23 protein-coding genes are annotated in these 24,444 nt (G+C 67.7%); 16 read left to right on the top strand and 7 right to left on the bottom strand.

Translation table 11 applies throughout. The features are described 5' to 3' along the window. Positions 1-7: 7 nt before the first annotated feature. Positions 8-652 carry a TlpA family protein disulfide reductase gene (locus ACW176_RS13440; RefSeq protein ID WP_492109478.1) on the bottom strand — a complete coding sequence of 215 codons (645 nt, stop codon included), beginning with the start codon at positions 650-652 and terminating at the stop codon, positions 8-10. On the opposite strand from ACW176_RS13440, the gene argH reads away from it, so the two are divergent. From argH to ACW176_RS13415, 5 genes are all read left to right on the top strand, one after another. Continuing rightward, positions 653-2,077 (top strand): argininosuccinate lyase, encoded by a 1,425-nt coding sequence (gene argH / locus ACW176_RS13435; protein ID WP_492109477.1) that lies wholly within the window; start codon positions 653-655, stop codon positions 2,075-2,077. Then, entirely contained in the window at positions 2,074-2,391 is a 318-nt protein-coding gene (locus ACW176_RS13430; protein ID WP_419317387.1) for a hypothetical protein, read from the top strand. The genes argH and ACW176_RS13430 overlap by 4 nt, the downstream gene beginning before the upstream one ends. Positions 2,392-2,399: 8 nt before the next feature. Then, positions 2,400-3,668, top strand: a complete 1,269-nt coding sequence (gene lysA, locus ACW176_RS13425; RefSeq protein ID WP_492109476.1) for a diaminopimelate decarboxylase — start codon at positions 2,400-2,402, stop codon at positions 3,666-3,668. Positions 3,669-4,030: 362 nt separating this feature from the next. Next, a complete protein-coding gene (locus tag ACW176_RS13420; protein WP_492109475.1) occupies positions 4,031-4,582 on the top strand; it encodes a heme NO-binding domain-containing protein in 552 nt (183 codons plus the stop codon). Next, positions 4,579-6,165, top strand: a complete 1,587-nt coding sequence (locus tag ACW176_RS13415; RefSeq protein ID WP_492109474.1) for an ATP-binding protein — start codon at positions 4,579-4,581, stop codon at positions 6,163-6,165. The genes ACW176_RS13420 and ACW176_RS13415 overlap by 4 nt, the downstream gene beginning before the upstream one ends. Before the next feature lie 916 nt (positions 6,166-7,081). Here the strand turns inward: ACW176_RS13415 and ACW176_RS13410 are convergent. From ACW176_RS13410 to ACW176_RS13400, 3 genes are all read right to left on the bottom strand, one after another. Next, entirely contained in the window at positions 7,082-8,710 is a 1,629-nt protein-coding gene (locus tag ACW176_RS13410) for an ABC-F family ATP-binding cassette domain-containing protein (RefSeq protein WP_492109473.1), read from the bottom strand. A gap of 105 nt (positions 8,711-8,815) precedes the next feature. Further along, the gene (locus tag ACW176_RS13405; protein WP_492109472.1) at positions 8,816-9,400 is read right to left on the bottom strand and encodes a phosphoribosyltransferase; all 585 of its coding nucleotides are present in this window, start codon (positions 9,398-9,400) and stop codon (positions 8,816-8,818) included. Beyond that, positions 9,339-10,271, bottom strand: coding sequence for an MJ0042-type zinc finger domain-containing protein (locus ACW176_RS13400; RefSeq protein WP_492109471.1), 933 nt, complete (start codon positions 10,269-10,271; stop codon positions 9,339-9,341). The genes ACW176_RS13405 and ACW176_RS13400 overlap by 62 nt, the downstream gene beginning before the upstream one ends. An 83-nt stretch (positions 10,272-10,354) precedes the next feature. Here ACW176_RS13400 and ftsE point away from each other — a divergent pair, with 83 nt between their 5' ends. From ftsE to ACW176_RS13380, 4 genes are read left to right on the top strand one after another with little or no spacing between them, the layout of a single operon-like run. Next, on the top strand, positions 10,355-11,059 hold the full coding sequence (ftsE, locus tag ACW176_RS13395) for a cell division ATP-binding protein FtsE (RefSeq protein WP_419321472.1): 705 nt from the start codon (positions 10,355-10,357) through the stop codon (positions 11,057-11,059). Further along, entirely contained in the window at positions 11,056-11,949 is an 894-nt protein-coding gene (locus tag ACW176_RS13390; protein WP_492109470.1) for a cell division protein FtsX, read from the top strand. The genes ftsE and ACW176_RS13390 overlap by 4 nt, the downstream gene beginning before the upstream one ends. Beyond that, entirely contained in the window at positions 11,946-12,566 is a 621-nt protein-coding gene (locus tag ACW176_RS13385; RefSeq protein WP_492109469.1) for a YdcF family protein, read from the top strand. Before ACW176_RS13390 ends, ACW176_RS13385 begins: the two co-directional genes overlap by 4 nt. After that, on the top strand, positions 12,563-13,273 hold the full coding sequence (locus ACW176_RS13380; protein WP_492109468.1) for a lysophospholipid acyltransferase family protein: 711 nt from the start codon (positions 12,563-12,565) through the stop codon (positions 13,271-13,273). The genes ACW176_RS13385 and ACW176_RS13380 overlap by 4 nt, the downstream gene beginning before the upstream one ends. A gap of 328 nt (positions 13,274-13,601) precedes the next feature. On the opposite strand, the gene ACW176_RS13375 is transcribed toward ACW176_RS13380, so the two are convergent. Continuing rightward, on the bottom strand, positions 13,602-13,979 hold the full coding sequence (locus ACW176_RS13375) for a hypothetical protein (protein ID WP_492109467.1): 378 nt from the start codon (positions 13,977-13,979) through the stop codon (positions 13,602-13,604). A gap of 80 nt (positions 13,980-14,059) precedes the next feature. Between ACW176_RS13375 and ACW176_RS13370 the strand changes: the two genes are divergently transcribed. Next, positions 14,060-14,329 carry a hypothetical protein gene (locus tag ACW176_RS13370; RefSeq protein WP_492109466.1) on the top strand — a complete coding sequence of 90 codons (270 nt, stop codon included), beginning with the start codon at positions 14,060-14,062 and terminating at the stop codon, positions 14,327-14,329. A gap of 196 nt (positions 14,330-14,525) precedes the next feature. Here the strand turns inward: ACW176_RS13370 and ACW176_RS13365 are convergent, their stop codons facing one another. Beyond that, positions 14,526-15,089: a gamma-glutamylcyclotransferase gene (locus tag ACW176_RS13365; RefSeq protein WP_492109465.1), complete on the bottom strand. Its 564-nt coding sequence runs from the start codon at positions 15,087-15,089 to the stop codon at positions 14,526-14,528. Positions 15,090-15,117: 28 nt separating this feature from the next. Between ACW176_RS13365 and ACW176_RS13360 the strand changes: the two genes are divergently transcribed. The 4 genes from ACW176_RS13360 (at position 15,118) to ACW176_RS13345 (ending at position 19,124) form a co-directional block, all read left to right on the top strand. Beyond that, a complete protein-coding gene (locus tag ACW176_RS13360; RefSeq protein WP_492109464.1) occupies positions 15,118-16,125 on the top strand; it encodes a DUF2125 domain-containing protein in 1,008 nt (335 codons plus the stop codon). A 93-nt stretch (positions 16,126-16,218) separates the two neighbouring features. Then, complete coding sequence (locus tag ACW176_RS13355) at positions 16,219-17,019, top strand: chorismate mutase (RefSeq protein WP_492109463.1); 801 nt, start codon at positions 16,219-16,221, stop codon at positions 17,017-17,019. Between the two features lie 45 nt (positions 17,020-17,064). After that, positions 17,065-18,186 (top strand): histidinol-phosphate transaminase, encoded by a 1,122-nt coding sequence (hisC, locus tag ACW176_RS13350; protein WP_492109462.1) that lies wholly within the window; start codon positions 17,065-17,067, stop codon positions 18,184-18,186. Beyond that, entirely contained in the window at positions 18,186-19,124 is a 939-nt protein-coding gene (locus ACW176_RS13345) for a prephenate/arogenate dehydrogenase family protein (RefSeq protein ID WP_492109461.1), read from the top strand. The genes hisC and ACW176_RS13345 overlap by 1 nt, the downstream gene beginning before the upstream one ends. A 682-nt stretch (positions 19,125-19,806) precedes the next feature. On the opposite strand, the gene ACW176_RS13340 is transcribed toward ACW176_RS13345, so the two are convergent. Then, the gene (locus ACW176_RS13340) at positions 19,807-21,378 is read right to left on the bottom strand and encodes a DUF885 domain-containing protein (protein ID WP_492109460.1); all 1,572 of its coding nucleotides are present in this window, start codon (positions 21,376-21,378) and stop codon (positions 19,807-19,809) included. A gap of 130 nt (positions 21,379-21,508) precedes the next feature. On the opposite strand from ACW176_RS13340, the gene pcaF reads away from it, so the two are divergent. Together pcaF and ACW176_RS13330 are read left to right on the top strand one after the other, a co-directional pair. After that, positions 21,509-22,711, top strand: coding sequence for a 3-oxoadipyl-CoA thiolase (gene pcaF / locus ACW176_RS13335; RefSeq protein WP_419317404.1), 1,203 nt, complete (start codon positions 21,509-21,511; stop codon positions 22,709-22,711). A gap of 118 nt (positions 22,712-22,829) precedes the next feature. After that, positions 22,830-24,392, top strand: a complete 1,563-nt coding sequence (locus ACW176_RS13330) for a carboxylesterase/lipase family protein (RefSeq protein ID WP_492109459.1) — start codon at positions 22,830-22,832, stop codon at positions 24,390-24,392. Positions 24,393-24,444: the final 52 nt, after the last annotated feature.

Here is a 24,444-nt window from a genome sequence, read left to right as displayed (position 1 = left end):
TCGCCCGCTACTCGGCCAGCAGCTTCTCGACCAGACCCCGCGCTTCGGGGCTAGCCCAGTCGGCGTCGCCCGAGAGCCGGGCGCGCTCGCGGCCCTGCTTGTCGTAGATCACCGTGGTCGGATAGCCCGCCGCGCGTGGCTCCATCTCGAACGACATCTTGTAGGACGGATCGCGATAGAGCTTCAGCGGCGCATTGGCCGCCATCTCGGCCTGGGCCAGGTTGAGGTCCGAATCCCGGTCGACGCTGACCGGCAGCACCTTGAACGGCTGGGTCGCATAGGCGGCCGCCAGCTTGGCCAGGGTCGGCATCTCCTTCTTGCAGGGCGCGCACCAGGTGGCCCAGAGGTTCAGCACCACGACCTGCCCCTTGAAATCGGCAAGGGTGACCGGCTTTCCGGCCTCGTCGAAGAAGGTTGTGCCTGGCGCGGCGCGGGGCGTCGACGGCACGTCGAGCTTTACCAGCGAGGCCCGCTTGAATTCATTGAGGTCGGCCGGCCCTGAGGGTTTGAACGAAGCGGCGGCGATGACGTATAGAACCGCCGCGACGCCGACGAGCATGGCGGCGCCGATCGCCCACTGTAACGGACTGCGTTTTGTCGCGCCGGTTCCGTTCTCGCCCACCCCGTTCTCGTTCGACTGGATTTCGCTCATATGACCGACAACGCCTCCGAAAAACCCGACACCGCCAAGGGCGGAGAGGGGCAAGCCATGTGGGGCGGCAGGTTTTCGGCCAAACCGGCGGAGTTGATGCAGGCGATCAATGTCAGCATCAGCTTCGACAAGCGCCTGTGGGCGCAGGATCTGGCGGGCTCCCGCGCCCATGCCCGGATGTTGATCAGCCAAGGTGTGATTGCAAGTAGCGATGGCGAGGAAATCCTCGAAGGGCTCGCCAGGATCGAGGACGAGCTGCTGACCGGGACCTTCCCGTTCCGTGACGAATACGAAGACATCCACATGAACATCGAGGCCCGGCTGCGCGAGCTGATCGGCCCGGTGGCTGGTCGCCTGCACACGGCCCGTTCGCGCAACGACCAGGTGGCGGTGGACTTCCGCCTCTGGGTTCGCGAGGCCTGCGACCGCTCGGCCGCCCAGCTCGACGCCCTGCAGCGCGCGCTTCTCGCCCAGGCAGAGACCTATGCCGACGCCCTGATGCCGGGCTTCACCCATCTGCAGCCGGCCCAGCCGGTGACCTTCGGCCATCACCTGATGGCCTATGTCGAGATGTTCGGCCGCGACGCCAGCCGCTTCCGCGACGCCCGCACCCGGATGAACGAGTGCCCGCTGGGCGCCGCCGCCCTGGCCGGCTCGCCCTTCCCGATCGACCGCCACGCCACGGCCAAGGCCCTGGGCTTCGATCGTCCGACCGCCAATTCGCTCGACAGCGTCTCGGCCCGCGACTTCGCGCTGGAAGCCCTGTCGGCCGCATCGATCACCGCCACGCACCTGTCGCGCCTGGCCGAGGAAATCGTGCTGTGGACGACGCCGATGTTCGGCTTCATCAAGCTGACTGACGCCTTCACGACCGGCAGCTCGATCATGCCGCAGAAGAAAAACCCCGACGCCGCCGAGCTGATCCGCGCCAAGGTCGGCCGCATCCTGGGCAGCCTGACCACCCTGACCGTGGTCATGAAGGGTCTGCCGCTGGCCTATTCCAAGGACATGCAGGAGGACAAGGTCCCGACCTTCGAGGCCTTCGACGCCCTGGAACTGTCCCTGCTGGCCATGGCTGGCATGATCGCCGACCTGACGCCCAACACCGACAAGATGGCCGCCGCCGCCGGCGCAGGGTTCTCGACCGCCACCGATCTGGCCGATTGGCTGGTGCGGACGCTGAACATGCCTTTCCGCGACGCCCACCACGTGACAGGTTCGGCCGTGAAGACGGCCGAAGGCCTGGGCGTGGATCTGGCGGATCTGACCCTGGAACAGTTCCAGGCGATCGAGCCCAAGATCACCGCCGAGGTCTATGCCATCCTCACCCCGGCCGCCTCGGCGGCCAGCCGCATAAGCTATGGCGGGACCGCTCCCGCCCAGGTCCGCGCCCAGATTGCGCGTTGGAAGGAACTGCTCGGATGACCCTGCGCCCTCTCGCTCTTCTGACCCTCGCCGCCCTGGCCCTGACTGCCCCCATTCTTACGGGTTGCGGCAAGCAGGCCGAACTGGAACGTCCCGCCCCGATGTGGGACGCCCAGAAGAAAGCCGCCTGGGAAGCTCAGCGCCGCGCGGCTTCCGGCACGGCCAACCAGCCGGCCCGCGTGGGTGGCGCCCAGGAAATCATGGATCCGGCGTCCAGCAACCGCACCGTCCGCGCGGCGCCGCTGGCCGGCACCGCTCCCAACCCGTTCGGCGGCCCGTCGGCGGCGGGCTTCCCAGGCGCGACCCCGAATTAGGCTTTGACGTGAATCACTTCGAGTACGGCCCCGAGGGCCTGGCCTGCGAAGGCGTCCCCCTGGCGCGCATCGCGGCGCAGGTCGGCACGCCGGTCTATGTCTATTCCCGCGCCACGCTCGAGCGGCACTTCACCGTGTTTCGCGACGCGCTGGAACTGTCCGGCGTCGCCGATCCGCTGATCGCCTATGCGGTCAAGGCCAACTCCAATGTCGCGGTGCTGAAGGTCCTGGGCGATCTGGGCGCCGGGGCCGACACGGTCTCCGAAGGCGAGGTCCGCCGCGCCCTGGCCGCCGGCATTCCCGGCGACCGCATCGTCTTTTCCGGCGTCGGCAAGACCCGGCGCGAGGTCGAGTTCGCCCTGCGGGTCGGCGTCGCCGAGATCAATGTCGAGTCCGAGCCCGAGATGAACCTGGTCGCGGCCGTCGCCGCCGAGCTGGGCGTCCGCGCCAAGATCGCCTTCCGGGTCAATCCCGACGTCGCGGCCGGCGGCCACGCCAAGATCGCCACCGGCAAGGCCGAGAACAAGTTCGGCGTCTCGTTCGCCGAAGCCGCCCGCCTCTATGCCAACGCCAGCAACAACGCCGCGCTGGAGCCCATCGGCGTGGCCTGCCACATCGGCAGCCAGATCACCGACCTTGCGCCGATGCGCGAGGCGTTCAGCAAGATGCGGGGCCTGGTCGAGCAACTGCTGGGCGAAGGCCTGTCGGTCGAGCGGCTCGACCTGGGCGGCGGCCTGGGCGTGCCCTATTTCAACATGCCCGAACCGCCCTCGCCCGCCGCCTTCGCGGCGATGGTCGGCGAGGTGACGGCCGGCCTGCCCGTCAAGCTGGCCTTCGAGCCGGGCCGCGTGATCGCCGCCAATGCCGGCGTGCTGGTCAGCGAGGTCATCCACGTTCACGAGCGCCCCGAGGGCCGCAAGTTCCTGGTCATCGACGCGGCCATGAACGACCTGCTGCGCCCGGCCATGTACGACGCCTTCCACGACATCCGCCCCGTGGTGAAGCGTGACGGCGACGCCGGCCCCTATGACGTGGTCGGCCCGATCTGCGAGACCGGCGACACCTTTACCCGTGACCGTCTATTGCCGCCGCTGGCGGCGGGCGATCTGGTGACCTTCATGTCGGCCGGGGCCTATGGCGCGGCCATGGCCAGCGAATACAACACCCGGCCCTTGGTGCCCGAGGTACTGGTCGACGGCGACAGGTTCGCGGTGATCCGCGCCCGGCCGTCCTATGAAGAGATGCTGGCCCGCGACCTGATCCCCGACTGGGTCTGAGCACCGACATCGCCACGCGACTTCACGCGGCGGGCCCGCCGAAGGCCCTCCCCTTGCGATGGCGGGAGGCGATGCCTGCGGACGCCTTAAAGGGGGCTGCGACGATTTGGCATAGTGACGCCGGGTACCGCTATCGAGGCTCGGAAACTGTTACGATAAAGGGAAAAGGACAGAGGGCCGGCTGATCGCTCTCATGTCGCGGGGCCTCAAAACTACCCGTTTCGGGTATTTAAGGCACGCTGCGGCGGCATGAAATCTCGTACCAATCTGGACCTTAGCGGTGTGTTCAGAAGCCTGCGGCCTTGGCGGCTGCGTGGGCCTGGGGGGGCCCAGGCGTGTTGAGTACCAGGGAAGCAGCCTAGATGTTCGGAATGATACACAGATCTGCGCGGGACATGATCCTCGAGCAGTTCGGGGCGCAGGCCTGGGACAAAACCCTGAACGCCGCCGATCTTGATGACGCCATTCTGGTCAGTGTCCAGTCCTACCCTGATGACGTGACATTCAGACTGATCAGCGCGGCAGCCGCCACTGCAGGTCTGACAGTCGAAGACACCCTTCATGCCTTCGGCCGGCACTGGGTCCGGGCCTCCGCTCAAGGACCGTATGCCGGCGTGCTTCAGATCCTCGGAACCTCGCTACTGGAGTCCCTCAACAACCTCGACCAGATGCATGCCAGCATTCAGCTCGCCATGCCCGGAGCGCAGCTGCCGCAGTTTTCTGTCCTGTCTCAGGACGACCGCTCCATTCGGCTGGCCTACTATTCCAAGCGGGCGGGACTGGAGAGCTTCGTCTGTGGCCTGCTCGACGGCATGTTGGAAAAATTTGCGACGCCCGGGTTGGTAGAGTTCAGCGGCCAGGACGGCGATGCCCGGATCTTTACCATCACCCTCGCGGAGCCCGATGCCGCGTGAGCCAAAGCTTTGAACTGACGGGCCAGCAGCTTGACGATCTGTTTCCCTGTCACCTGCTGACAGACGCCGGCCTCAATCTGCAAAGTGTCGGCCGGTCGATCGCGCGACTGCTGCCGGGCGCCGTGGCGGGGGCGTCCCTGGCCAGCCTGTTTGTCGTCGAACGACCGATCATGGCCCTGGATCCGGCCATGGCCGCCCGAAACAAGGTCGCCATTCAGCTTCGGTCCCATGATGGCCGCATACAGCTTGCCGGAACCGTGATCGAACTGGCGCAGGGCTACCTGTTCTGCCTTGCCCATTCCGTCAGGGCCGCGTCCAGCTGGGCCGCAACGGGACTGACCATCGCCGACTTCTCCCAGGCGGACCAGTCCCTGGCCATGGGCACGGCGGTAGCCATGCAGTCGGTGCTGATGGCGGAGATGACCGACCTGGTCGACAACCTGCGGCGTGCCCGCAATCAGGCCCAGGCGGCCAATGAGGCCAAGTCGACCTTCCTGTCGGTCATGAGCCACGAAATCCGCACACCCCTGAACGGCATTCTCGGCATGACCCAGGCCATGATCCAGGACGCGGTCGACGCCCGCCAGCACTCGCGGCTCGATATTGTTCTGAGGTCGGCCGAAACCCTGCTGGCCATTCTCAACGATCTGCTCGACCTTTCCCGGATAGAAGCCGGGCAGATGTCCCTGGAGTCGATCGCCTTCGACATGGGCGATTTATGCAGCGGAGCCTATGCGGCCTTTACCGCCCTCGCGAACAAGAAGGGCCTGTCCTTCTCCTGCGACATTTCCGCCGTTGAGGGCCGCTATTGCGGCGACCCGACGCGAATAAGGCAGATCGTCTACAACCTGATTTCGAACGCCATCAAGTTCACCGAGCATGGACAGGTCGGCTTCCAGGGCCGCTCAACCGAGGACGGGCTTGAACTTGCCGTCTTCGATACGGGCATCGGCATAGCCCCAGAAATGCTAAACGAGATCTTCGAGCAGTTCCGCCAGGCCGACGCCTCGATCAACCGCCGCTTTGGCGGGACCGGGCTTGGTTTGGGCATCGCCCGCAACCTCGCGGCCCTGATGGGCGGCTCGATTACCGTGGAAAGCCAGCCCGGGATCGGCTCAACCTTCACCGTCCATCTGCCGATCCCGCGTGCCGAAGAGGGCGCGCCAGCGGCCATCCTGCCGGACCTGGTCACAGTGAGATCGCAGGGCGCGCTGCGGATTCTCGCCGCTGAGGACAATCACATCAACCAGCTGGTGCTGCGCACCCTGCTTGAGCCAGCCTGCGCCACACTGACGGTGGTCGACAATGGCCTCCAGGCGCTGGAGGCCTGGCGCCTGGAATCCTGGGATGTGATCCTGATGGATATCAATATGCCGGTCATGGGCGGCCTGGAGGCCAGCCGCATGATACGGGAACAGGAGCTTTCGACGGGGCGGCAGGCGACGCCCATCATCGCCTTGACCGCGAACGCCATGGCCCATCAGCTCAAGGACTATGAGGGGATGGGCATCAACGCCACGGTCGCCAAACCGATACAACTGGCCTTGCTGTTCTCGACCCTCTCTGAGGTGATGTCGGCCTGAGGCCTACCGGCCTGATCCAGTTCGATCCCTGCCGACAGGGCTGGCGCCGGGCCTGCCCTGGGACGGGACGCACAGGTTCGCATCCTCACCGGTTTGACCGGCAAGTTTGGCCCCCGAGACACTTGGGGAGGCGGCGGAGCGTCCGGGCCAGACCCGGAAGAGGGTTTAGTGGAGTACCGTTTCGGCCGGGGCCGGAGCGCTCCGCGCGGTCGATTTTCCAGTGAGCCCTCGGGGCGCGGGGTTTTAACCCGCTCCCGATCAGAGGCCCCCGACGGGCGGAAGGGAAGCGACCCCTCCGGACCGCGCGGGCGATTTCAGCCCGCGCCTGCAGCGCTCGCCGCCGTCGCCCAAGGGGGCTCCCGGATCAACACGGCCCGAAGCGCCCGACGACCCACTCGGAGCCACCCACGCCTCGCAAACCGATCCCGCCGGGACCTTCGAACAACCACAGACGAACACGACCCGCTCGACCGCCCCCACCACCCGTCAGGTCGCCAGCTGGACGGCCTCCCCAGTGGCGGGGCGAGAGTGATTATGCGGGCGTTTTGGAGGGGGCTGCGTCGATTTTGGATCGTGACGCTGGGTCGCGGGGTTAGGGCGTTGAATTTGTTGGGCGCGAGGGGCGCCTATGCTCGTGAGAGCACGGGGATTGACCTCCCCCCCGCTCGCAAGCGGGAGTTTTGAAGGTCAGCTTAGGGTGGGAAGCGGACTTTAGATCCTCCCCCTTTGGGGGAGGTGGCCCGGAGGGCCGGAGGGGGCAGCGCGGCGCTGGCCTCGATAGAGCTCCACTGAACCCAAGCCAGCGCTGCCCCCTCAGTCGCTCCGCGACAGCTCCCCCAGGGGGGGAGCATCTGACGTCCGCAATGGGTCGGAAGCGGAAATCGGCGCCGCCGCCAAAAGGCGACCCTCGCCTACCCTACCCGCCCGGGTGCAGCCCCGGCGCTTCCTGGCCCGTGCGGGTGACATATTCCGTATAGCCGCCGCCGTACTGGTGGACGCCCTCGGGGGTCAGTTCCAGCACGCGGTTGCTCAGGGCCGCCAGGAAATGGCGGTCGTGCGAGACGAACAGCATGGTGCCCTCGAAGTCGGCCAGGGCCGCGACCAGCATCTCCTTGGTGGCCATGTCCAGGTGGTTGGTCGGCTCGTCGAGCACCAGCAGGTTGGGCGGATCAAACAGCATCTTGGCCATGACCAGACGCGCCTTCTCGCCGCCGGACAACACGCGGCAGGGCTTTTCGACATCGTCGCCGGAGAAGCCGAAACAGCCCGCCAGGGTGCGCAGCGCGCCTTGGCCTGCCTGGGGGAACGAGCCCTCCATGGACTGGAAGATCGTCTCTTCGCCGTCCAGCAGGTCCATGGAGTGCTGGGCGAAATAGCCCATCCTGACGCTGGCCCCGATATTGACCACGCCCTGGTCGGGCTTGGTGTCGCCGGCCACCAGCTTGAGCAGCGTCGACTTGCCGGCCCCGTTGGCGCCCAGCACGCACCAGCGTTCCTTGCGGCGCACCAGGAAATCCAGGCCCTCATAGATCGGCTGGGCCCCGTAGCCCTTGTGGACATTGCGCAGGCTGATCACGTCGTCGCCCGACCGCGGCGGGCTCTGGAAATCAAACTTGACCGACTGGCGACGGCGCGGCGCCTCGACGCGTTCGATCTTGTCGAGCTTCTTGACCCGGCTCTGGACCTGGGCGGCGTGCGAGGCGCGCGCCTTGAACTTCTCGATGAAGTTGATTTCCTTAGCCAGCATGGCCTGCTGGCGCTCGTATTGCGCCTGGCGCTGCGCCTCGCTGAGCGCGCGCTGCTGGTCGTAGAAGTCCAGATCGCCCGAATAGGTAATCAGCGTTCCCGCGTCGATCTCGACCACCTTGCCGATGATGCGGTTCATGAACGCCCGGTCGTGCGAGGTCATCAGCAGGGCGCCCTCGTAGTTCTTGAGGAAGGCCTCCAGCCAGATCAGGCTTTCCAGGTCCAGGTGGTTGCTGGGTTCGTCCAGCAGCATGCCGTCGGGCCGCATCAGCAGGATGCGGGCCAGGGCCACGCGCATCTTCCAGCCGCCCGACAGCAGACCGACATCGCCGTCCATGCGTTCCTGGCTGAAGCTCAGGCCGGCCAGGACCTCGCGCGCCCGTGCGTCCAGCGCATAGCCGTCCAGTTCCTGGAAGCGTTCCAGCACCTCGCCATAGCGCTCGAGGATCGTGTCCATTTCGTCGGCCTGGTCCGGATCGATCATGGCCGCCTCAAGCCTGGCCATTTCGCTGGCCAGGGCGCTGACGGGACCGACGCCATCCATCACGGCGGCGACCGCGCTCTGGCCCGACATCTCACCGACATCCTGGCTGAAATAGCCGATCGTCATGCCGGCATCGATCACGGCCAGCCCGTCGTCGGGCTGCTCCTGACCGGTGATCATGCGGAACAGCGTCGTCTTGCCGGCGCCGTTGGGGCCGACGAGCCCGACCTTTTCACCCTTCTGGATGCCCATCGAAGCTTCGATGAACAGGATCTGGTGGCCGTTTTGCTTGGAGATATTGTCGAGGCGGATCATGGGCGGTCTGCTAACGCGGGCGGAGGCAGAACGCCAGAGCCTTTAGCCTCACATGGACCATGTGAGGCGTATAAAAAGGCTCTAAATCAAGCGCTTAGAGCGCGATCAGTCCATCGCGCCGATGTAAGGCAGGCCGCGGCTCTTGCCCTCGTCATCGAGGCCGTAGCCCACGAGGTAGCGGGCCGGGGCTTCCCAGGCGACGAAGTCGGGCTCCATGCCGCGCTGGGTCGGCCAGGGCTTGCGGGCGAAGACGGCGGTCATCACTTCGCTGGCGCCGGCGTCCTTGACGAGGCGCGAGGCTTCGCTCAGCGACAGACCACTGTCGAACACGTCATCCACCACCAGGGCCCGGCGGCCGATCAGCGGACGTTGCAGGTCGGCGCGGACCTCGCAGCGGCCGGTGCTCTTGCGCTCATCGTGATACGAGGCCAGCCACAGGGCGTCGAAGCGGACATTGCGGCCCGCCTTCCACAAGGCCCGGGTCAGGTCGGCGGCGAACCACAGACCGCCGGTCAGCAGACAGACGCAGACCGTGTCGTCGTCGATGCGCGGAGCGATGGCGTTGGCGAGGGCCTGAACGCGCTGGGCGATGTCGGCTTCCGAAATCAGGACTTCGGGTTGGGCGGTGTCATTCATGATGCGCGGGTTCGTGAGAGTCAGAGGGAGGAGTGGCTTCCGCTCCGGTCTCATGTCCCGAGGGTTCATGTCCAGCCGCATCTGCCTCGGCAGGCGCATCCTGAGCGCCGCGCAGGGACAGTTCGGGGTCCGCCGCGTGCTTGGCCGGGGTCTTCAGGGCGGCCTTGACCGCCTTGGCCGCGCCGGGCTCGACCGCGAAGTCGATGACCAGATCCTTGGCGGTGCGGGGCGGGTCCAGGATGGTGATGGCGAAGTGGCGGATCTCGCTAGGCGGGATCTTGGGATCGGCGGCGGCGGCGATGCGGCCGGCCACGCGCTTGTCCTTGGCGTTGCGCAGCTCGACCCGCAGCGGCGGGGCGACCACCGCATGGTCGGTGATGTTGCGCATGATGCCAGTGATGGTCACGGCGGCGTGGCCGTCTTCCAGCGAGGGCTCGGCCTTGATGTTCTCGATCACCAGCCCGACCGTGTTCACCGGCAGGCCGACGCTGGCATAGGCCCCGGCCGTGGCGGGCCACAGGCGCACCATGTCGATGCGGAAGATCAGGGCGCCGACGACCATCGAGGCCATGGCGGCGGCCATGCCGGCCCAGACCACGCCCGTGGTCGTCGCCTCGCGCAGGCGACGCTCGGCGTCGGCGCGGGCCCGGAACACCTTGGGCAGCTCCTCGCCCGGGAGGGCGCTGACCGGCGGTTCAGGTTCGGGTTCAACGGTCGCACTGGTCTCAGCGGCGTCCAGTGAGGCCATGGCGGCGTCGCTGGCCAGGGTGGCGTCGGAAGGCTCGTCGAAGAGGTCCGTGGACTCCTCGTTACGGGCGGTCCAGCGGTGGCCGCACGAGGCGCAACGCACGACACGACCAGCCGCACCGACCTTGGAGTCGTCGACGAAATAGCGGCTGGCGCACTCCGGACAGGTCAGTATCATGGCCGCGAATCGTAGGCTCCCCGCATTAACAAATGGGGTCGCTGATTTTGTCCCTGATGTCCAGAAACCCCGGCGACACCTCCTTGCGGATCGAGGCAGATCAGGGCGATGACGCCCTCCCCGTGGTTCGCTTCGAGGGCGTGTCGATGCGCTACGGCCGCGCGCCGGAAACGCTAAGAGACATTGGGTTTTCTCTGGCTCCCGGGTCGTTTCACTTCCTGACCGGCGCTTCGGGCGCGGGCAAGAGTTCCCTGCTCAAGCTGATCTATCTGGCCCACCGTGCGTCACGGGGTCGCGTGGAGCTTTTCGGCCGCGATGTCAGCCTTCTACCGACCGGCGACCTGCCGTTCCTGCGCCGCCGGATCGGGGTGGTTTTCCAGGAATTCCGGCTGCTGGAGCACCTGTCGGTGTTCGACAACGCCGCCCTTCCGCTCCGTATCCTGCAGCGCAAGCCCGCCACCTATCGCGACGACGTCGCCGAACTGCTGACCTGGGTCGGACTGGGTGAACGGATGCATGCCCTGCCCGCCACCCTGTCGGGCGGTGAAAAGCAGCGCCTGGCCATCGCCCGCGCCGTGGTCGACCGGCCCGACGTGCTGCTGGCCGACGAGCCGACCGGCAATGTCGATCCGGCCATGTCGCTGCGACTGCTGCGGCTGTTCGTCGAGCTCAACCGTCTGGGCACCACCGTGCTGATCGCCACCCATGACGAGGATGTCGTGGCCCGCGCCGGCCAGCCCACCCTGCATCTCGAGCATGGCCGTCTGGTCGAAGGCGGCGACGCATGAGCGAGGTCTTTCAGGTCGAGCGCTGGCGGCCGGGCCCGCTGCTGCCGCCGCGCGACGCCCGCGACGGCTCGCTGGTCTTCGTGGTCGCCGTGCTGTGCTTCCTGGCCTGCCTGACGGCCCTGGCCGCCCTGGCCGCCAACCGCGCGGCTGAGGGCTGGACCAATCAGCTGACCGGATCAGCGACCGTGGTGGTCCGCGCCCGTCCCAACGAGACCCCCGACTCCGCCGCCGCCCGCGCCGCCGAGGCCCTGGCCGGGGTCAAGGGCGTGGTCGAGGCGCGCGCCCTGACCAAAGACAAGGCCGAGGAACTGCTGGTCCCCTGGATCGGCAAGGAGGCCCTGGTCGACGACCTGCCCACCCCGCGCCTTGTCACCCTGGATCTGGACCCCCTGCTACCCGCCACCGCCACGGCGCTGGACCAGGCGCTGAAGGCCGCCGGTGTCGACGCCGTCGTCGATGATCACAGCCGCTGGATCGCCGATATCGAACGCAGCGCCGGCCTGGCCCGCTGGGCGGCGCTGGGCGTGTTCGCCCTGATCGCGGCGGCGGCGGCTTCGGTGATCGCCTTCGCCACGCGGGCCGGACTGGCGGCGCGGGCCGACGTGATCGAGGTGCTGCACCTGTCCGGAGCGGAAGCCCGGTTTATCGCCGGCCTGTTCCAGTGGCGGTTCGCGGGCATGGCCGCCATCGCGGGCTTGCTGGGCGGCGCGGGCGCGACCATCATCGGCGCGGCGTTACGGACCCTGGGCGGCGGTTCGGGCCTGGCGCCGATCCTGCCCCTGGCCTGGATCGATCTGCTGGCGCCGCTGCCCTGCCCGCTGATCGCCGCCCTCGTCGCGGGCCTGACCGCCCGCCTTGCTGCGTTGCGACTTTTGAGGAGCATGCCGTGAAAAGCCTCGCAGCCCTGTTGATCCTGGTGATGGTCTGGGCCGTCGGCCTGCTGGCGTTCTCGAGCCGCGTCGAGCAATCGATCCCCGCCCGCGAGCCGCCGATCGCCGATGGCGTCGTGGTGCTGACGGGCGCCTCGAACATCCGGCTGGAAGCCGCCACCAAGCTTCTAGAAGCCGGCAAGGGCAAGCGCCTGCTGATCTCCGGCGTCAATCGCGAGGCCACCCGCGAGGACGTTCTCAACGTCACCAAGGCCGTCAAGCCGATCTATGACTGCTGCGTGGACCTGGGCTTCGCCGCCGCCAACACCATCGGCAACGCCAGGGAAACGGCCGAGTGGGCCAAGGCCAAGGGCTATCATAGCCTGATCGTCGTGACGGCCGACTATCATATGCCGCGCTCGATGCTGGAGCTGCGCGCAACCATGCCTGACACTGTGCTTTATCCCTATCCCGTCGCCACTGAAGGCCTCGACGCCCATCGCTGGTGGAAGCAGAACGCCGGCGCGCGGCGGATGATCGTCGAATACTGCAAGTACCTGGCGATTCTGGGCCGCGAGGCGTTCCTGGGATTGGGCCCCAAGGACGAGGCCGGCGAACCGGCGAAGGAAGCATCTTGATCTATCTGCGTTCGTTTCTGTTCCAGCTGTATTTCTGGCTCTGGTCGATCTTCACCTCGACCTGGATGGTGGCCCTGCTGCCCCTGCCGCGCCGCTTCGCGGTGGCTGCCCTGACCTTCTGGTCCAAGGGCCTGTTCTTCGGCCTGCGCTGGATCGCCGACATCAAGGTCGAGGTGCGCGGCCGCGAATACCTGCCCACCGGCCCCGCCCTGATCGCGGCCAAGCACCAGTCGATGTTCGACGTCTTCAGCCAGTTTGGCCTGCTGCCCGACGCCTGTTTCGTGATGAAGAAGGAACTTCTGAACGTGCCGCTGTTTGGCTGGCATGGCCTGAAGGCGGGCATGGTCGTCGTCGACCGCGCCGGCCATTCGACGGCCCTCAAGAAGCTGGTCCGCGACACGCTAGAGAAGATGAAGGAGGTTCGCCAGGTGGTGATCTTCCCCGAAGGCACCCGCGGTGCCGTCGGCGTTCCCGGCGACTACAAGCCCGGCATCGCCGCCCTCTATCGTGAGCTGGACCTGCCGGTCACGCCCCTGGCCCTGAACTGCGGCGTCCATTGGGGCAAGGGTTTCCTGGTCAAGCCGGGCACCATCGTGTTCGAATACCTCCCGCCCATCCCAGCCGGCCTGAAACGCGGCGAGTTCATGCGCGAACTGCAGACCCGGATCGACACGGCGACCAAGGCGCTCGAGGACGAGGGGATTTAATGATCCCTCTCTCTGAGAGAGAGGGAGGGGCCCGCCGCGCAGCGGTGGGAGGGTGAGAGGTTACAGACTAGCAGGATGGAGCGCTGTCAGCTTTCGAGCCTAGTGAGACGTTCAGTTTGCCCGGAAAGACGGCCGACGTCGAACGCCCCCTCCGTCACGATGCGTATTCGCATCGCGCCACCTCCCCCGTTTCACGGGGCAGGAGGGTGAAGCTGTTCTTCTCCTGCCCCGTAGCGAAGCGTACGGGGGAGGTGGCGCGGCGCCGATAGGCGACGTGACGGAGGGGGCGCTGCTGAGCCTGACGTCCGCAACCCACCCATTCCGGACCTCAGAGCGAGATTGGTTGGAAGGCCCAAATCAACTCTTCTACGCGTTCATTGCGCGACACGACACACACCACGCCGCCATGCCACGACTGGACGAAAAAGAGGTCCAGCTGGCGATCCCGCTTCACCGCACGGTAAAAACACATCCCGCCTTTGGTCGTGCCTCCTATAGCCATGCCCTGCGTGAGTAGCGCTCGCTGAGCGTTTGATCGAGTGTCGCCGACCGCCACACCCAACGCGCTACCGGACTGAATAAACCCATTCGGCTCTAAGAGCGTCAGTCGCGTGCGAGCGTCGGTCAGCAGCCATCCCGTGACGATGAGCGTTGCAAGGCCGATTGCCAGAAGCAAAGGTTTGAGCATCGAGACTTCCGAACGCATTCGACGAGGCGTCAACGATAACGAGTTGATGTCGGCTTTCCACTCATTGCGGACAGATGGCCTTCTTGCGACGTTGGTTCATGCCTGCCTTGCTGAACGCCACCTCCGCTAACATCCCTCTGTCGAGCGTCACGAAAGTGGTCTTCTTCAAGCGGGATGAAATCACCACCGATCTCATCTGTTGTGAGGTCGAGGCTGATGGACACACGTGGTTCTGCCACGAGGAGGCTGCTGAATGGCTTGCTCTAGTGGAGCACCTGAAGGCGCTGCCGGGCTTCCGACAGGACTGGTTCGAAGCAGTCAGCCAGCCTCCTTTCGGCGAGAGTGTGACCTTGGCGTTCAGTCGGTGACGTCCGACAACCACCCGTAGCGGACCTTGGCGACGTCCGCTTGCGGTCCAAGGGTCAAATGTCGGGTTTCAGGTGCTGACCTGATTTTCGCTCTGCACCCATTCCGGCTGCTCAACGGCAGAAATCGAGCTTTCCCTGCCAACGGTGAAACCTCTCACCCTCCCACCGCCTGCGGCGGCGGGCCCCGCCCTCTCTCTCAGAGAGAGGGATTCGCAGGGCCGCCCTCCCGCGCCGCGACCAGCTTGAGCAGCGCCTCCATCGCGTGATCGCGCACGCCGTCCTCGCGCAGGTGGCCGACGAGGTCGGACAGATAGTCGATGTTGCGGCCCGACAACCCTTTGGCGCCGGCGATGAGGTCGGCCTGCTGTTCCAGGCTCAGCGCCCCGGCCCACTGGCTGTGCTTCATGTCCGACAGGAAGACCAGCGAGGAGACCTTGCCTGCCTCGCCGTCGATCTTCAGATCGCTCCAGGCCTCGAAATAGGTCTCGGTCGGCTGCTCGCGCTCGCGCAGATAGCCGTAGACCTCTTCCCATTCCGCCGCCGCCACCCGATAGGCCGCGCCGCGCACCGAACCGCCGGGCGCCAGGCCCAGGACCAGTCCCGGACGCTCATAGGTTCCCCGGTGATGGACCGAATAGATGCAGAAGGCGCGACGACGGCCGTGGAGAACCGCGCGTCTTCGCTCTACAAACGGGAACCCGGGACGCCACATGAGCGATCCGTATCCGAACACCCAACGGTCTCCGCTCTCTACGCTCATCTTCAATCCCGACTGGACGCGCTCTTTCATGACCCTTACCGACGCCGCGCCGCCCCGCAAAGTCCGCAGACGAGGTCTGTTTGCGCCTTTCATCATCGCGCTGATCTTCGCAGCGGCCTGGTGCGTCGGCTGGTTCTGGCTGCGCAATCAGGCCGAGCAGCGGATGGACACGGCCTCAGCGTCGCTGAAGGCGCGCGGCTATGACCTGTCGTGGAGCGCCCGCAGCTTTTCCGGCTTTCCGTTCCGCCTCGACGTGACCCTGGCCGACGCCCGCGTCGCCGAGCCGTCCGGCTGGGCCCTGCGCATTCCGGAGCTGAGAGCCGAAGCGATGATCTATGGCCTGGACCACTGGGTGGCCGTGGCCCCGCGCGGCGCCCTGCTGACACGGCCGGAGGGCGGCGACGTCGCCATCGCCGGCACGGCCCTGCGCGCCAGCCTGGCGGGCCTGAAGCAGCACCCGCCCCGCATCTCGATCGAAGGCGCGGGCCTGGTGTTCTCGACTGCGCCCGAGGCGGCGCCCTTCCCGCTGCGATCGGCCCAGACCATGCAGTTGCACCTGCGCCCCGGCCCCGAAGATCAGGCCGCGATCCTGTTCAAGGCCGAGGGCGCCCGGGCCAATTTCACCGGCCTGCTGGGCCGCATCGCCCAGGAAAACACCGCCGACATGATCCTGGACGCCCGCCTCAGCAGGGTCTCGACCCTGCGCGGCGACAACTGGGCTGACGCCGTGCGCGACTGGAGCGCGGCCGGCGGCGCGATCACCATGGAAAACGCCCGGATCAGCGCCGGTGAGGCCGAAGGCACGGCCAAGTCGGGGGCCCTGACCGTCGACGCCAATGGCCGGCTGCAGGGCAAGCTGGAGGTCGCCCTCAAGGAGCGGGTCGATCCCCGGGCCGCCCGGACGCCCGAGCAGATCCTGGCCGCCGCCGCCCAGGCCCTGGGACGCGAGCCGGTCATCGAGGCCAGCCTGATCCTGCAGGAAGGCCGCACCCGTCTGGGAACCATCGACACCGGGCCCTCGCCGCGCGTCTATTGAGCGCGGGGCCGCGCAAGTTTCTTGCCGTGAACGCCAGCTATTGCGCCGGCGGCGGCAAGGACTATGGTCCGGCCTCCAATTTCGGGGATAAACATGGGTACCGACGCGGCCGACGCGCCTCCGTCTCTCGACGAGGTCCGATGGCGACTGGACGCCATTGATGGTGAACTGCTGAAGCTGCTGGACGAGCGGGCCGCCCTGGCCGGCGCCGTCGCGGCGGCCAAGCGCGCGGCGGGCGATACGGGCTTTGGCCTGCGTCCCGGCCGCGAGGCCCTGATCATCCGCAAGCTGCTGGCCGCCCCGCGCACCGCCGCCAACGACGCCCTGATCATCCGCGTCTGGCGCGAGGTGATGAGCGACAACCTGGCCCGCCAGGGCCCGTATCATCTGGCCGTCTGGGGCGGGAAGGATCCGACCCGCGCCGTCGAGCTGACCCGCCTGCGGTTCGGAACCGCGCCGCGCATGCAGGTCATGGCCGAAGCCAAGGACGTGCTCGCCGCCGCCAAAACGCCCTGGGGCGTCGGCGTGCTGGCCCTGACGCCGGACAGCAACTGGTGGGGCCGCCTGCTGGCGGAACCCAAGCTGAAGATCTTCGCCGCCCTGCCCTGCCTGAACCGTTGGGGCCCGCAGGCCGCCCTGGCCGTGGCCGAGGTCGAGGTCGAGCCCACCGGCGGCGACCAGACCTTCTGGGTCACCGACTCGGGCAAGAGCGCCGCCGCCATCGTCGAGGCCCTGAGCCCCAGCGGCGTCGCCGCCGAGCCCCTGGCCGAGTCCGGCGGGCTGAAGCTGTTCTCGCTGTCGGGCTTCTTCCAGGTCAATGACGCGCGCCTGGCCCAGGCCCCCGGCAAGCTGACCGGCGTCATCGGGGCTGCGCCCACGCCGTTCGACGTTTAAGTGGGCGACGTGTAAGACGACGGCCAGTTCAGACTGAGTTCCAAGATGACCGCTCCCGCCTCCGACCGCTTCGCCGCGCAGCGTCCCATGCCCAAGCCGGGCATCATGGATATCCACGCCTATGTCGGCGGCAAATCCAAGGTCGAGGGCATCGCCCATCCGGTGAAGCTGTCCAGCAACGAGAACATTCTGGGCTGCAGCGACGCGGCCAAGGACGCCTATCGCGCCGCCGTCGACCGCCTGCACCTCTATCCGGACGGCAAGGCCAATGGCCTGCGCGCCGCCGTGGCCGAGCGCTACAGGCTTGAGCCCGAACGCCTGACCTTCGGCGACGGCAGTGACGAGATTTTCGCCCTGCTGTGCCAGGTCTATCTGGAGCCCGGCGACAATATCGTTCAGGGCGAGCACGGCTTCGCCGCCTACGCCATCGGGGCCCGCGCCTGCCAGGGCGAAGTGCGGATGGCCCGCGAGCCGAACCAGCGCATTGACGCCGACGAAGTGGTCAAATGCATCGACGAGCGCACCCGCCTGGTGTTCATCGCCAACCCCGCCAACCCGACCGGCACCTGGCTGACCGGCGAGGAAATCCGCGCCCTGCACGCCGCCATCCCGCCGTCGGTGGTGCTGGTGCTGGACGGAGCCTATGCCGAATTCGCCACCGATCCGCGCTTCGAGGATGGCCTGGACCTGGCCCGCACGGCGCAAAACGTCATCGTCACCCGCACCTTTTCCAAGATCCACGGCCTTGGCGGCCTGCGTGTCGGCTGGGGCTATGGACCGGCCGGGATCATCGAGCCGATCGAGCGCATCCGTCCGCCGTTCAACACCTCGATCCCCGGTCAGGAGGCGGCCGTCGCCGCCCTGGCCGACCTCGAATTCCAGGCCCGCTCCGTGGCCCTGGTCGAACAGTGGCGGCCATATCTGGCCCAGCAGCTGGGCGGGCTTGGCCTTGAGGTCACGCCGTCGGCGGCCAATTTCGTGCTGGTCAACTTCCCCGACGTCCCGGGCAAGACCGCCCGCGAGGCCGAGGAATTCCTGGCTAGCAAGGGCTATCTGGTCCGCGCCGTCGGCAACTACGGTCTGCCCAACGCCATCCGCATCACCATCGGTCTGGAAGAGCACAACCGCGCCGTGGTGGATTTGCTGACGCAGTTCGTGGGTCGCTGATGTCCAAGCCCGGTATCCTCTATCCCAAGATGACCGTGATCGGCTGCGGCCTGATCGGCGGTTCGGTGATCCGCGCGGCCCGCGCTCACGGCGTGGTCAGCCAGATCACCGTGGCCGACGCCAGCGAGGCCCACCGGGCCCGCGTGGTTGAGCTGGGCATCGCCGACCATGTGACGGGTGACATCGCCGAGGCGGTGCGCGACGCCGATCTGGTCGTGATCGCCACCCCGGTGCTGTCGGCGCCCGAAGTGGCCGCCATCGTCATCCCGGCCATGAAGCCCGGAGCCACCCTGACCGACGTCGGCTCGACCAAGGCCAATGTCGCCGAGGCCTTCCGCGCCCAGGACATCTCGAAGATCTTCGCCATTCCCGGCCACCCGATCGCCGGCACCGAGCAGTCGGGTCCCGACGCCGGCTTCGCCGAGCTGTTCGAGAACCGCTGGACGATCCTGACGCCCTTCGAAAGCGACGACGAGCGCTACGCCGCCGCCGTCGCCCAGCTGTCGGCCTTCTGGCGCGCGTTCGGGGCCCAGGTCGAGCTGATGGACGACAAGCACCATGACCTGGTGCTGGCCGTGGTCAGCCACCTGCCCCACCTGATCGCTTACACCATCGTCGGCAGCGCGGCCGATCTGGAGAACGTCACCGAGAGCGAGGTCATCAAGTTCTCGGCCTCGGGCTTCCGCGACTTCACCCGCATCGCCGCCAGTGATCCGACGATGTGGCGCGACATCTTCATCGCCAACAAGGACGCGGTGCTGGAGATGCTGGGCCGCTTCACCGAGGACCTGCAGGCCATGAGCCGCGCCATCCGCTGGGGCGACGCCGACACCCTGCACAGCCACTTCACCCGCACCCGCGCCATCCGTCGCGGCATCGTGGCGGCCGGCCAGGAAAGCGCTGAGCCGAACTTCGGACGCGACCGCGGCAAGCACTGAGGCGCAGGTTCGCGACCTCGCGCGTTCGCTGCGAGTTGGTGAAAAGGGTCGCGGAGCGTCCGGACCACGTCCGGAGGAAAATAGAATAACCGTTTCGACGAAGCCGAGCGCTCCGCGTGGTCGTTTTCCATCAGCGTCCCAGCGGGTGGCCCAGTTGGGGCCTTACCGGGACCCGGAAGCTTCGGTTTCCCGAAGTCCCGAAGGTCGGGGGGCGTGGGGCCAATCCTGACCAACACTCGCCTTGATCCCCGTCCACGCCGACGGCGGGCGGGTCCTGCAACGCCAGGATCCCCGGACGCGCTTCAGTATCCCCCTGAAGCCCAGCCCCGCTCGATCACCCCCCGCCGCCGCAATGATCGCTGGCCTTGCGCCCTTTCCTCGCGACGAGGTGGGTACAGAATACGGGAGGTTTGAGCGCGTCGGATAAGTTTGCTGCACGCCCGCGCCGGTCCCCGTTCTATCGACCCTCTCCCAGAGGGAGAGGGAGGGACCCACGCTTGCGTGGGAGGGTGAGGGGTTACACCCTAAACCATTGTCGCACCTGGGATCCTGCCTTGTCCGGAAGGGCTTCGCAAACCCCTCACCCTCCCACCGCTACGCGGCGGGCCCCGCCCTCTCCCTCTGGGAGAGGGTTTCAGATCCCCGTGCCGGTCCGAGGATGGCGCGATCCCACTCCCCGTACTCATGCACCGGAGTTTCCCAGCACCCGCGCCCGCAGCATCGACAGCGGCAGGGTCCCTGGAAGCAGCACCGCGTCGTGGAAGGCGCGGATGTCGAAGCCCGAGCCCTGTAGCTGGCGCGCCGCTTCGCGCAGGCGGACCAGTTCCAGCCAGGCCAGCCCCTGCCCCGCCGAGGCGGCCGGGCCGATGGCGATGCGTTCGATGCCTTGCGACACCGGCGAGAAGACCGGCGGCGGGCCCTGCAGGTCATTGAGGAAGGTCGTGGTCTTCTCGGCGCTCCAGCCCTTCAGATGCACGCCGAGGTCGGCCAGCAGGCGGCCGACGCGGAACAGCATCCACTGGAGATAGCCCAGCTCCGCCAACGGATCGCCCGCGAAGGCGCCCTCCTCCTCGGCCAGTTGTTCGGCATAGATCGCCCAGCCTTCGGAGAACCCCGGGAAAGCCAGGCGGGTGCGCAGCGGATGGGCGCCGGAGCGTTCCTCCAGCGGCATCTGCACCATGTGGCCGGCGACGCTCTCATGATGGACGACGCTGGGCAGGGTCCAGCTGGGGCGGGTGCGGATGGTGTTGAGGTCGGCGTAATAGACGCCCGGCTTCGAGCCATCGAAGGACGGAGCCTCGCGATAGCCCTGACGGCGGGCGGCTTCGTCGGCGGGGGTCATGCGGCTCATGCTGACCGCGCGGCTGCCCGGCGCGACCGTGGCGAACGAGACCGGCAGGCGCGCGACGGCCTTGGCCAGCCAGGCGTTCATGTCGCCGATCAGCCGGTCGCGCCCGGCGGCGTCATCACTGTAGAGCCAGCGCTCGTCGCGGCTGAGGGCGCCCAGACGGGCGCCGACCGTGCCCTGGCTCATCCCCTGGGCTTTCAGCAGCGTATCGGCGCGGGCGGTCAGGGCCCTGGCGGCGGCGCTGGCGCGATCCCAGGCCTGGGCCGGGGTGATCTCGGCGCCCATCGCGGCCTTCAGCAGCAGGGCGTAATAGGCCTCACCATCCTTGAAGCGTCCGACGCCGATCCCCTTGCCGGCCTTGCTGCGCAAGGCGATCAGAGCCTCGCGCTGGCGGCCCAGGGCAGCGGCAAGGTCGGGCGTGGCGGCGACGGCTGCCGCGGTTTCGGCGAGACCAGCGGCGACCTTGTCGATCACAAAGGCCGGCAGGATCACGCCTCTGGCGGCGTCTTCAGCGATCCGGGCGGTCTCGGCGTCCAGGCGTCTGACGGTGTCAGCGGTCGCGTCACCTGACTTGGCGGCTTCTACGGCCTTCAGCCAGGCGCCCGCGCGGGTGGTCACGACATAGGGCGAGGTCGCGCCCGCGCCGAAGGGGAAGCGGCGGACGATCTCGTCCTCGACGGCGAATGCCGACAGCACGGCGTCATGGTCGAGGCGCGCGGCTGGGCTCAGGGCGGCGGCAGGAAAGGCCTTCAGTGCGGCCAGGCGCTGGGCGGCCGGGCCGCCCTTGGCCAGCTTGTCGAGCAGGGCCTTCAGCGCCGCATCGTCGCCGCTCGCCTGTGCGCCGCCGGCCGCCAGCAGCGCCGCGCCTCCCACGGCGCCGCCTATCACGTCTCGCCGGCTGATCATGGCGTCTCTCCCGGGATGTCTCTTAGCGGTCAGGTCTAGGCGATCTGACACCGGTGTCCAGCCATTGGCCGACTTGATCGCGCCGACCCTGCCGCTAGGGTGGCTCGAACAGCCGTTTGAGAGATCCGCCATGGCCGAAGCCTTCATCTGCGACGCGATCCGCACCCCTATCGGTCGCTATGCCGGAGCCCTGGCGTCGGTCAGGGCCGATGATCTGGCGGCGGTAACCTTGCGGGCGCTGGTTGCGCGCAATCCCGGCGTCGACTGGAGCCTAGTCGATGACGTGGTGCTGGGCTGCGCCAACCAGGCCGGCGAGGACAACCGCAACGTCGCCCGCATGGCCGCCCTGCTGGCGGGCCTGGGCACCGAGGCCTCGGGCTCGACCATCAACCGCCTGTGCGGCTCGGGCCTGGACGCCGTGGGCGTGGCCGCGCGCGCCATCAAGTCGGACGAGGCCCAGCTGATGATCGCCGGCGGCGTCGAGAGCATGAGCCGCGCGCCGTTCGTGATGGGCAAGGCCGACAGCGCCTTCTCGCGCAATGCCGAGATCTTTGACACCACCATCGGCTGGCGGTTCGTCAACCCGGCCATGCGCAAGGCTTACGGCGTCGACTCGATGCCCGAGACCGCCGAGAACGTCGCTGATGACTACGGGATAAGCCGCGCCGACCAGGACGCCTTCGCCCTGCGCAGCCAGGCCCGCGCCGCGGCGGCCCAGGCCAGCGGCCGCTTCGACGCCGAAATCGTTGCGGTCAGCATCGCCCAGCGCAAGGGCGACCCTGTGGTGGTCAGCAAGGACGAGCACCCCCGCGCCACCACGATCGAAGCCCTGTCGGCCCTCAAGCCCATCGTCCGCCCGGACGGCACCATCACCGCCGGCAACGCCTCGGGCGTCAATGACGGCGCGGCGGCGCTGATCATCGCCTCGGAAGAGGCGATCAAGCGTCATGGCCTGACGCCCCGCGCCCGGATCGTCGGCTCGGCCGCCGCCGGCGTCGCGCCGCGCATCATGGGCTTTGGCCCCGCTCCCTCGACCCAGAAGCTGCTGGCGCGCCTGGGCCTGACCATCGGCCAGATGGACGTGGTCGAGCTGAACGAAGCCTTCGCCGCCCAGGGGCTGGCGGTGCTGCGCGCCCTGGGCCTGCCCGACGACGGCGAGCACGTGAACCCCAATGGCGGCGCCATCGCCCTGGGCCATCCCCTGGGCATGAGCGGCGCCCGCCTGGCCCTGACGGCGGTTGAAGAGCTGCATCGCCGCAAGGCCCGCTATGGCCTGGCGACCATGTGCATCGGCGTGGGCCAGGGCATCTCGATGGTGGTGGAACGGGTCTAGCCGTTTGAGCGGTCATCCCGGCCACGCACGACGTGCGCCGGACTGACAAGCTTTGGTTGCGCGTGACAACGGCGCTTCCCCCTGCTCATCTGGACCCTCGCCAACCGTGAGCGTCCGCATGCCCCTTCGCGCCGCCCTTCTTGCCCTGACCCTGACAGCGCTGGCGACCGGCGCCCACGCCCAGCATGTCACCGGCGGCAAGCTGGTCCCGGCCAAGGCCGACGCCGACGGGATCAGGGCCTGGAAGGGCTTGCCCTACGCCGCCCCGCCGGTCGGCGCCTTGCGCTGGAAACCGCCGGCGCCGGTCGTCGCCTGGAAGGGCGAGCGGGCGACCGACCGGTTCGGGCCCAACTGCGCCCAGCCCAAGGTCTATAGAGACATCGACCCCTACACCCCCGCGATGTCGGAGGACTGCCTGTATCTGAACGTCTGGAGCCCGGCCAAGACCCGCGAGTCGCTGCCGGTGTTCTTCTGGATCCATGGCGGCGGCTATGGCGCGGGCTCGGGCGCCGAGCCACGCCATGACGGCGTCGCCCTGGCGAAAAAGGGCGTGGTGGTGGTGACCATCAACTATCGCCTGGGCGCCTTCGGCTTCCTGGCCCATCCGGCGCTGACCCGGGAGTCGCCCAAAAGGGCCAGCGGCGATCAGGCCCTGGCCGACATGATCGCGGCCCTGCGCTGGGTGCAGGCCAATATCGCCCTGCTGGGCGGCGACCCCGACCGGGTGACCATCGCCGGCGAATCGGCGGGATCGGACGCCGTCAGCCGGCTGATGGCCTCGCCCCAGGCCAGGGGCCTGTTCCAGCAGGCCATCGGCGAGAGCGGCTCGGCCTTCGGGACCCTGGGCAAGGACGAGACCCTGGCGATGGGCGAGGCCAACGGCCTGGCCCTGGGTCGCGCCCTGGGCGACGACAGCCTGGCCGCCATGCGCCGACGCTCCACCGAACAGATCCTTGCGGCCGTGACCGCACCGACCGCACGCTTTGCCTTCCGCCCGATCCTCGACGGCTGGATCCTGCCCAGCAGCGCGGCCGAGATCTTCGCCGCCGGGCAGCAAAGCGACGTGCCCCTGCTGGTCGGCTGGAACCGTGATGAAGGCAGCCTGCTGGAAGGCGGGGTCTTTGCCGGCCGCACCCTGCCCGAGGCGCTGAAACTGACCTTCGGCGACAACGTGGCCGAGGCGGCGAAACTCTATCCCCACGACACGCCCGACCAGATGGTCCGCTCACGGATCAACTTCGCCGGCGACGCCTGGATGGGCCTGCCGACCTGGTCGTGGGCTGTGGCCCAGACCCGAACCGGCAAGGCGCCGGTCTATGCTTTCCGCTTCGATCACGCGCCAAAAACGCCCGACGGATGGTTCGGCGAGGCCAATCGCGGCAAGTCGCTGGGCGCGTTTCACTCGGCCGAGATCGTCTATGTGTTCAACCACCCGGATAACGGCGGGGCCTGGAGCGTTGACGACACCGACCGCCGCGTGGCCGACGTGATGTCGTCCTACTGGGCCAATTTCGTGAAGACGGGCGATCCCAACGGTCCCGGCCTGCCCGTCTGGCCGGTGTATGATCCCGAAGGTGACGCGCGGAAGCTGATCATCGACGCCGACACCCGCGTCATCGCCGATGACGACCAGCCCCGCCTGAAGTTTCTGCAAGCCGAGGCGCGCCGGGCCCGGCGCTGAGCGGCAAACTTCGCTAGTGACAACGCTGTCAGGTTAGCGCTAACCTCGACGT

The sequence above is a fragment of the Caulobacter sp. FV1ye13L genome, assembly GCF_058681155.1.
This window is presented reverse-complemented; position numbering and strand designations above follow the sequence as displayed.

Coding starts and splice junctions, on each gene's coding strand:
- ACW176_RS13440 (WP_492109478.1), bottom strand. CDS start 652: ATGAGCGAAATCCAGTCGAACGAGAACGGGGTGGGCGAGAACGGAACC.
- argH (WP_492109477.1), top strand. CDS start 653: ATGACCGACAACGCCTCCGAAAAACCCGACACCGCCAAGGGCGGAGAG.
- ACW176_RS13430 (WP_419317387.1), top strand. CDS start 2,074: ATGACCCTGCGCCCTCTCGCTCTTCTGACCCTCGCCGCCCTGGCCCTG.
- ACW176_RS13420 (WP_492109475.1), top strand. CDS start 4,031: ATGTTCGGAATGATACACAGATCTGCGCGGGACATGATCCTCGAGCAG.
- ACW176_RS13410 (WP_492109473.1), bottom strand. CDS start 8,710: ATGATCCGCCTCGACAATATCTCCAAGCAAAACGGCCACCAGATCCTG.
- ACW176_RS13405 (WP_492109472.1), bottom strand. CDS start 9,400: ATGAGACCGGAGCGGAAGCCACTCCTCCCTCTGACTCTCACGAACCCG.
- ACW176_RS13400 (WP_492109471.1), bottom strand. CDS start 10,271: ATGATACTGACCTGTCCGGAGTGCGCCAGCCGCTATTTCGTCGACGAC.
- ACW176_RS13390 (WP_492109470.1), top strand. CDS start 11,056: ATGAGCGAGGTCTTTCAGGTCGAGCGCTGGCGGCCGGGCCCGCTGCTG.
- ACW176_RS13375 (WP_492109467.1), bottom strand. CDS start 13,979: ATGCGTTCGGAAGTCTCGATGCTCAAACCTTTGCTTCTGGCAATCGGC.
- ACW176_RS13370 (WP_492109466.1), top strand. CDS start 14,060: ATGCCTGCCTTGCTGAACGCCACCTCCGCTAACATCCCTCTGTCGAGC.
- ACW176_RS13365 (WP_492109465.1), bottom strand. CDS start 15,089: ATGAGCGTAGAGAGCGGAGACCGTTGGGTGTTCGGATACGGATCGCTC.
- ACW176_RS13360 (WP_492109464.1), top strand. CDS start 15,118: ATGACCCTTACCGACGCCGCGCCGCCCCGCAAAGTCCGCAGACGAGGT.
- ACW176_RS13355 (WP_492109463.1), top strand. CDS start 16,219: ATGGGTACCGACGCGGCCGACGCGCCTCCGTCTCTCGACGAGGTCCGA.
- hisC (WP_492109462.1), top strand. CDS start 17,065: ATGACCGCTCCCGCCTCCGACCGCTTCGCCGCGCAGCGTCCCATGCCC.
- ACW176_RS13345 (WP_492109461.1), top strand. CDS start 18,186: ATGTCCAAGCCCGGTATCCTCTATCCCAAGATGACCGTGATCGGCTGC.
- ACW176_RS13340 (WP_492109460.1), bottom strand. CDS start 21,378: ATGATCAGCCGGCGAGACGTGATAGGCGGCGCCGTGGGAGGCGCGGCG.
- pcaF (WP_419317404.1), top strand. CDS start 21,509: ATGGCCGAAGCCTTCATCTGCGACGCGATCCGCACCCCTATCGGTCGC.
- ACW176_RS13330 (WP_492109459.1), top strand. CDS start 22,830: ATGCCCCTTCGCGCCGCCCTTCTTGCCCTGACCCTGACAGCGCTGGCG.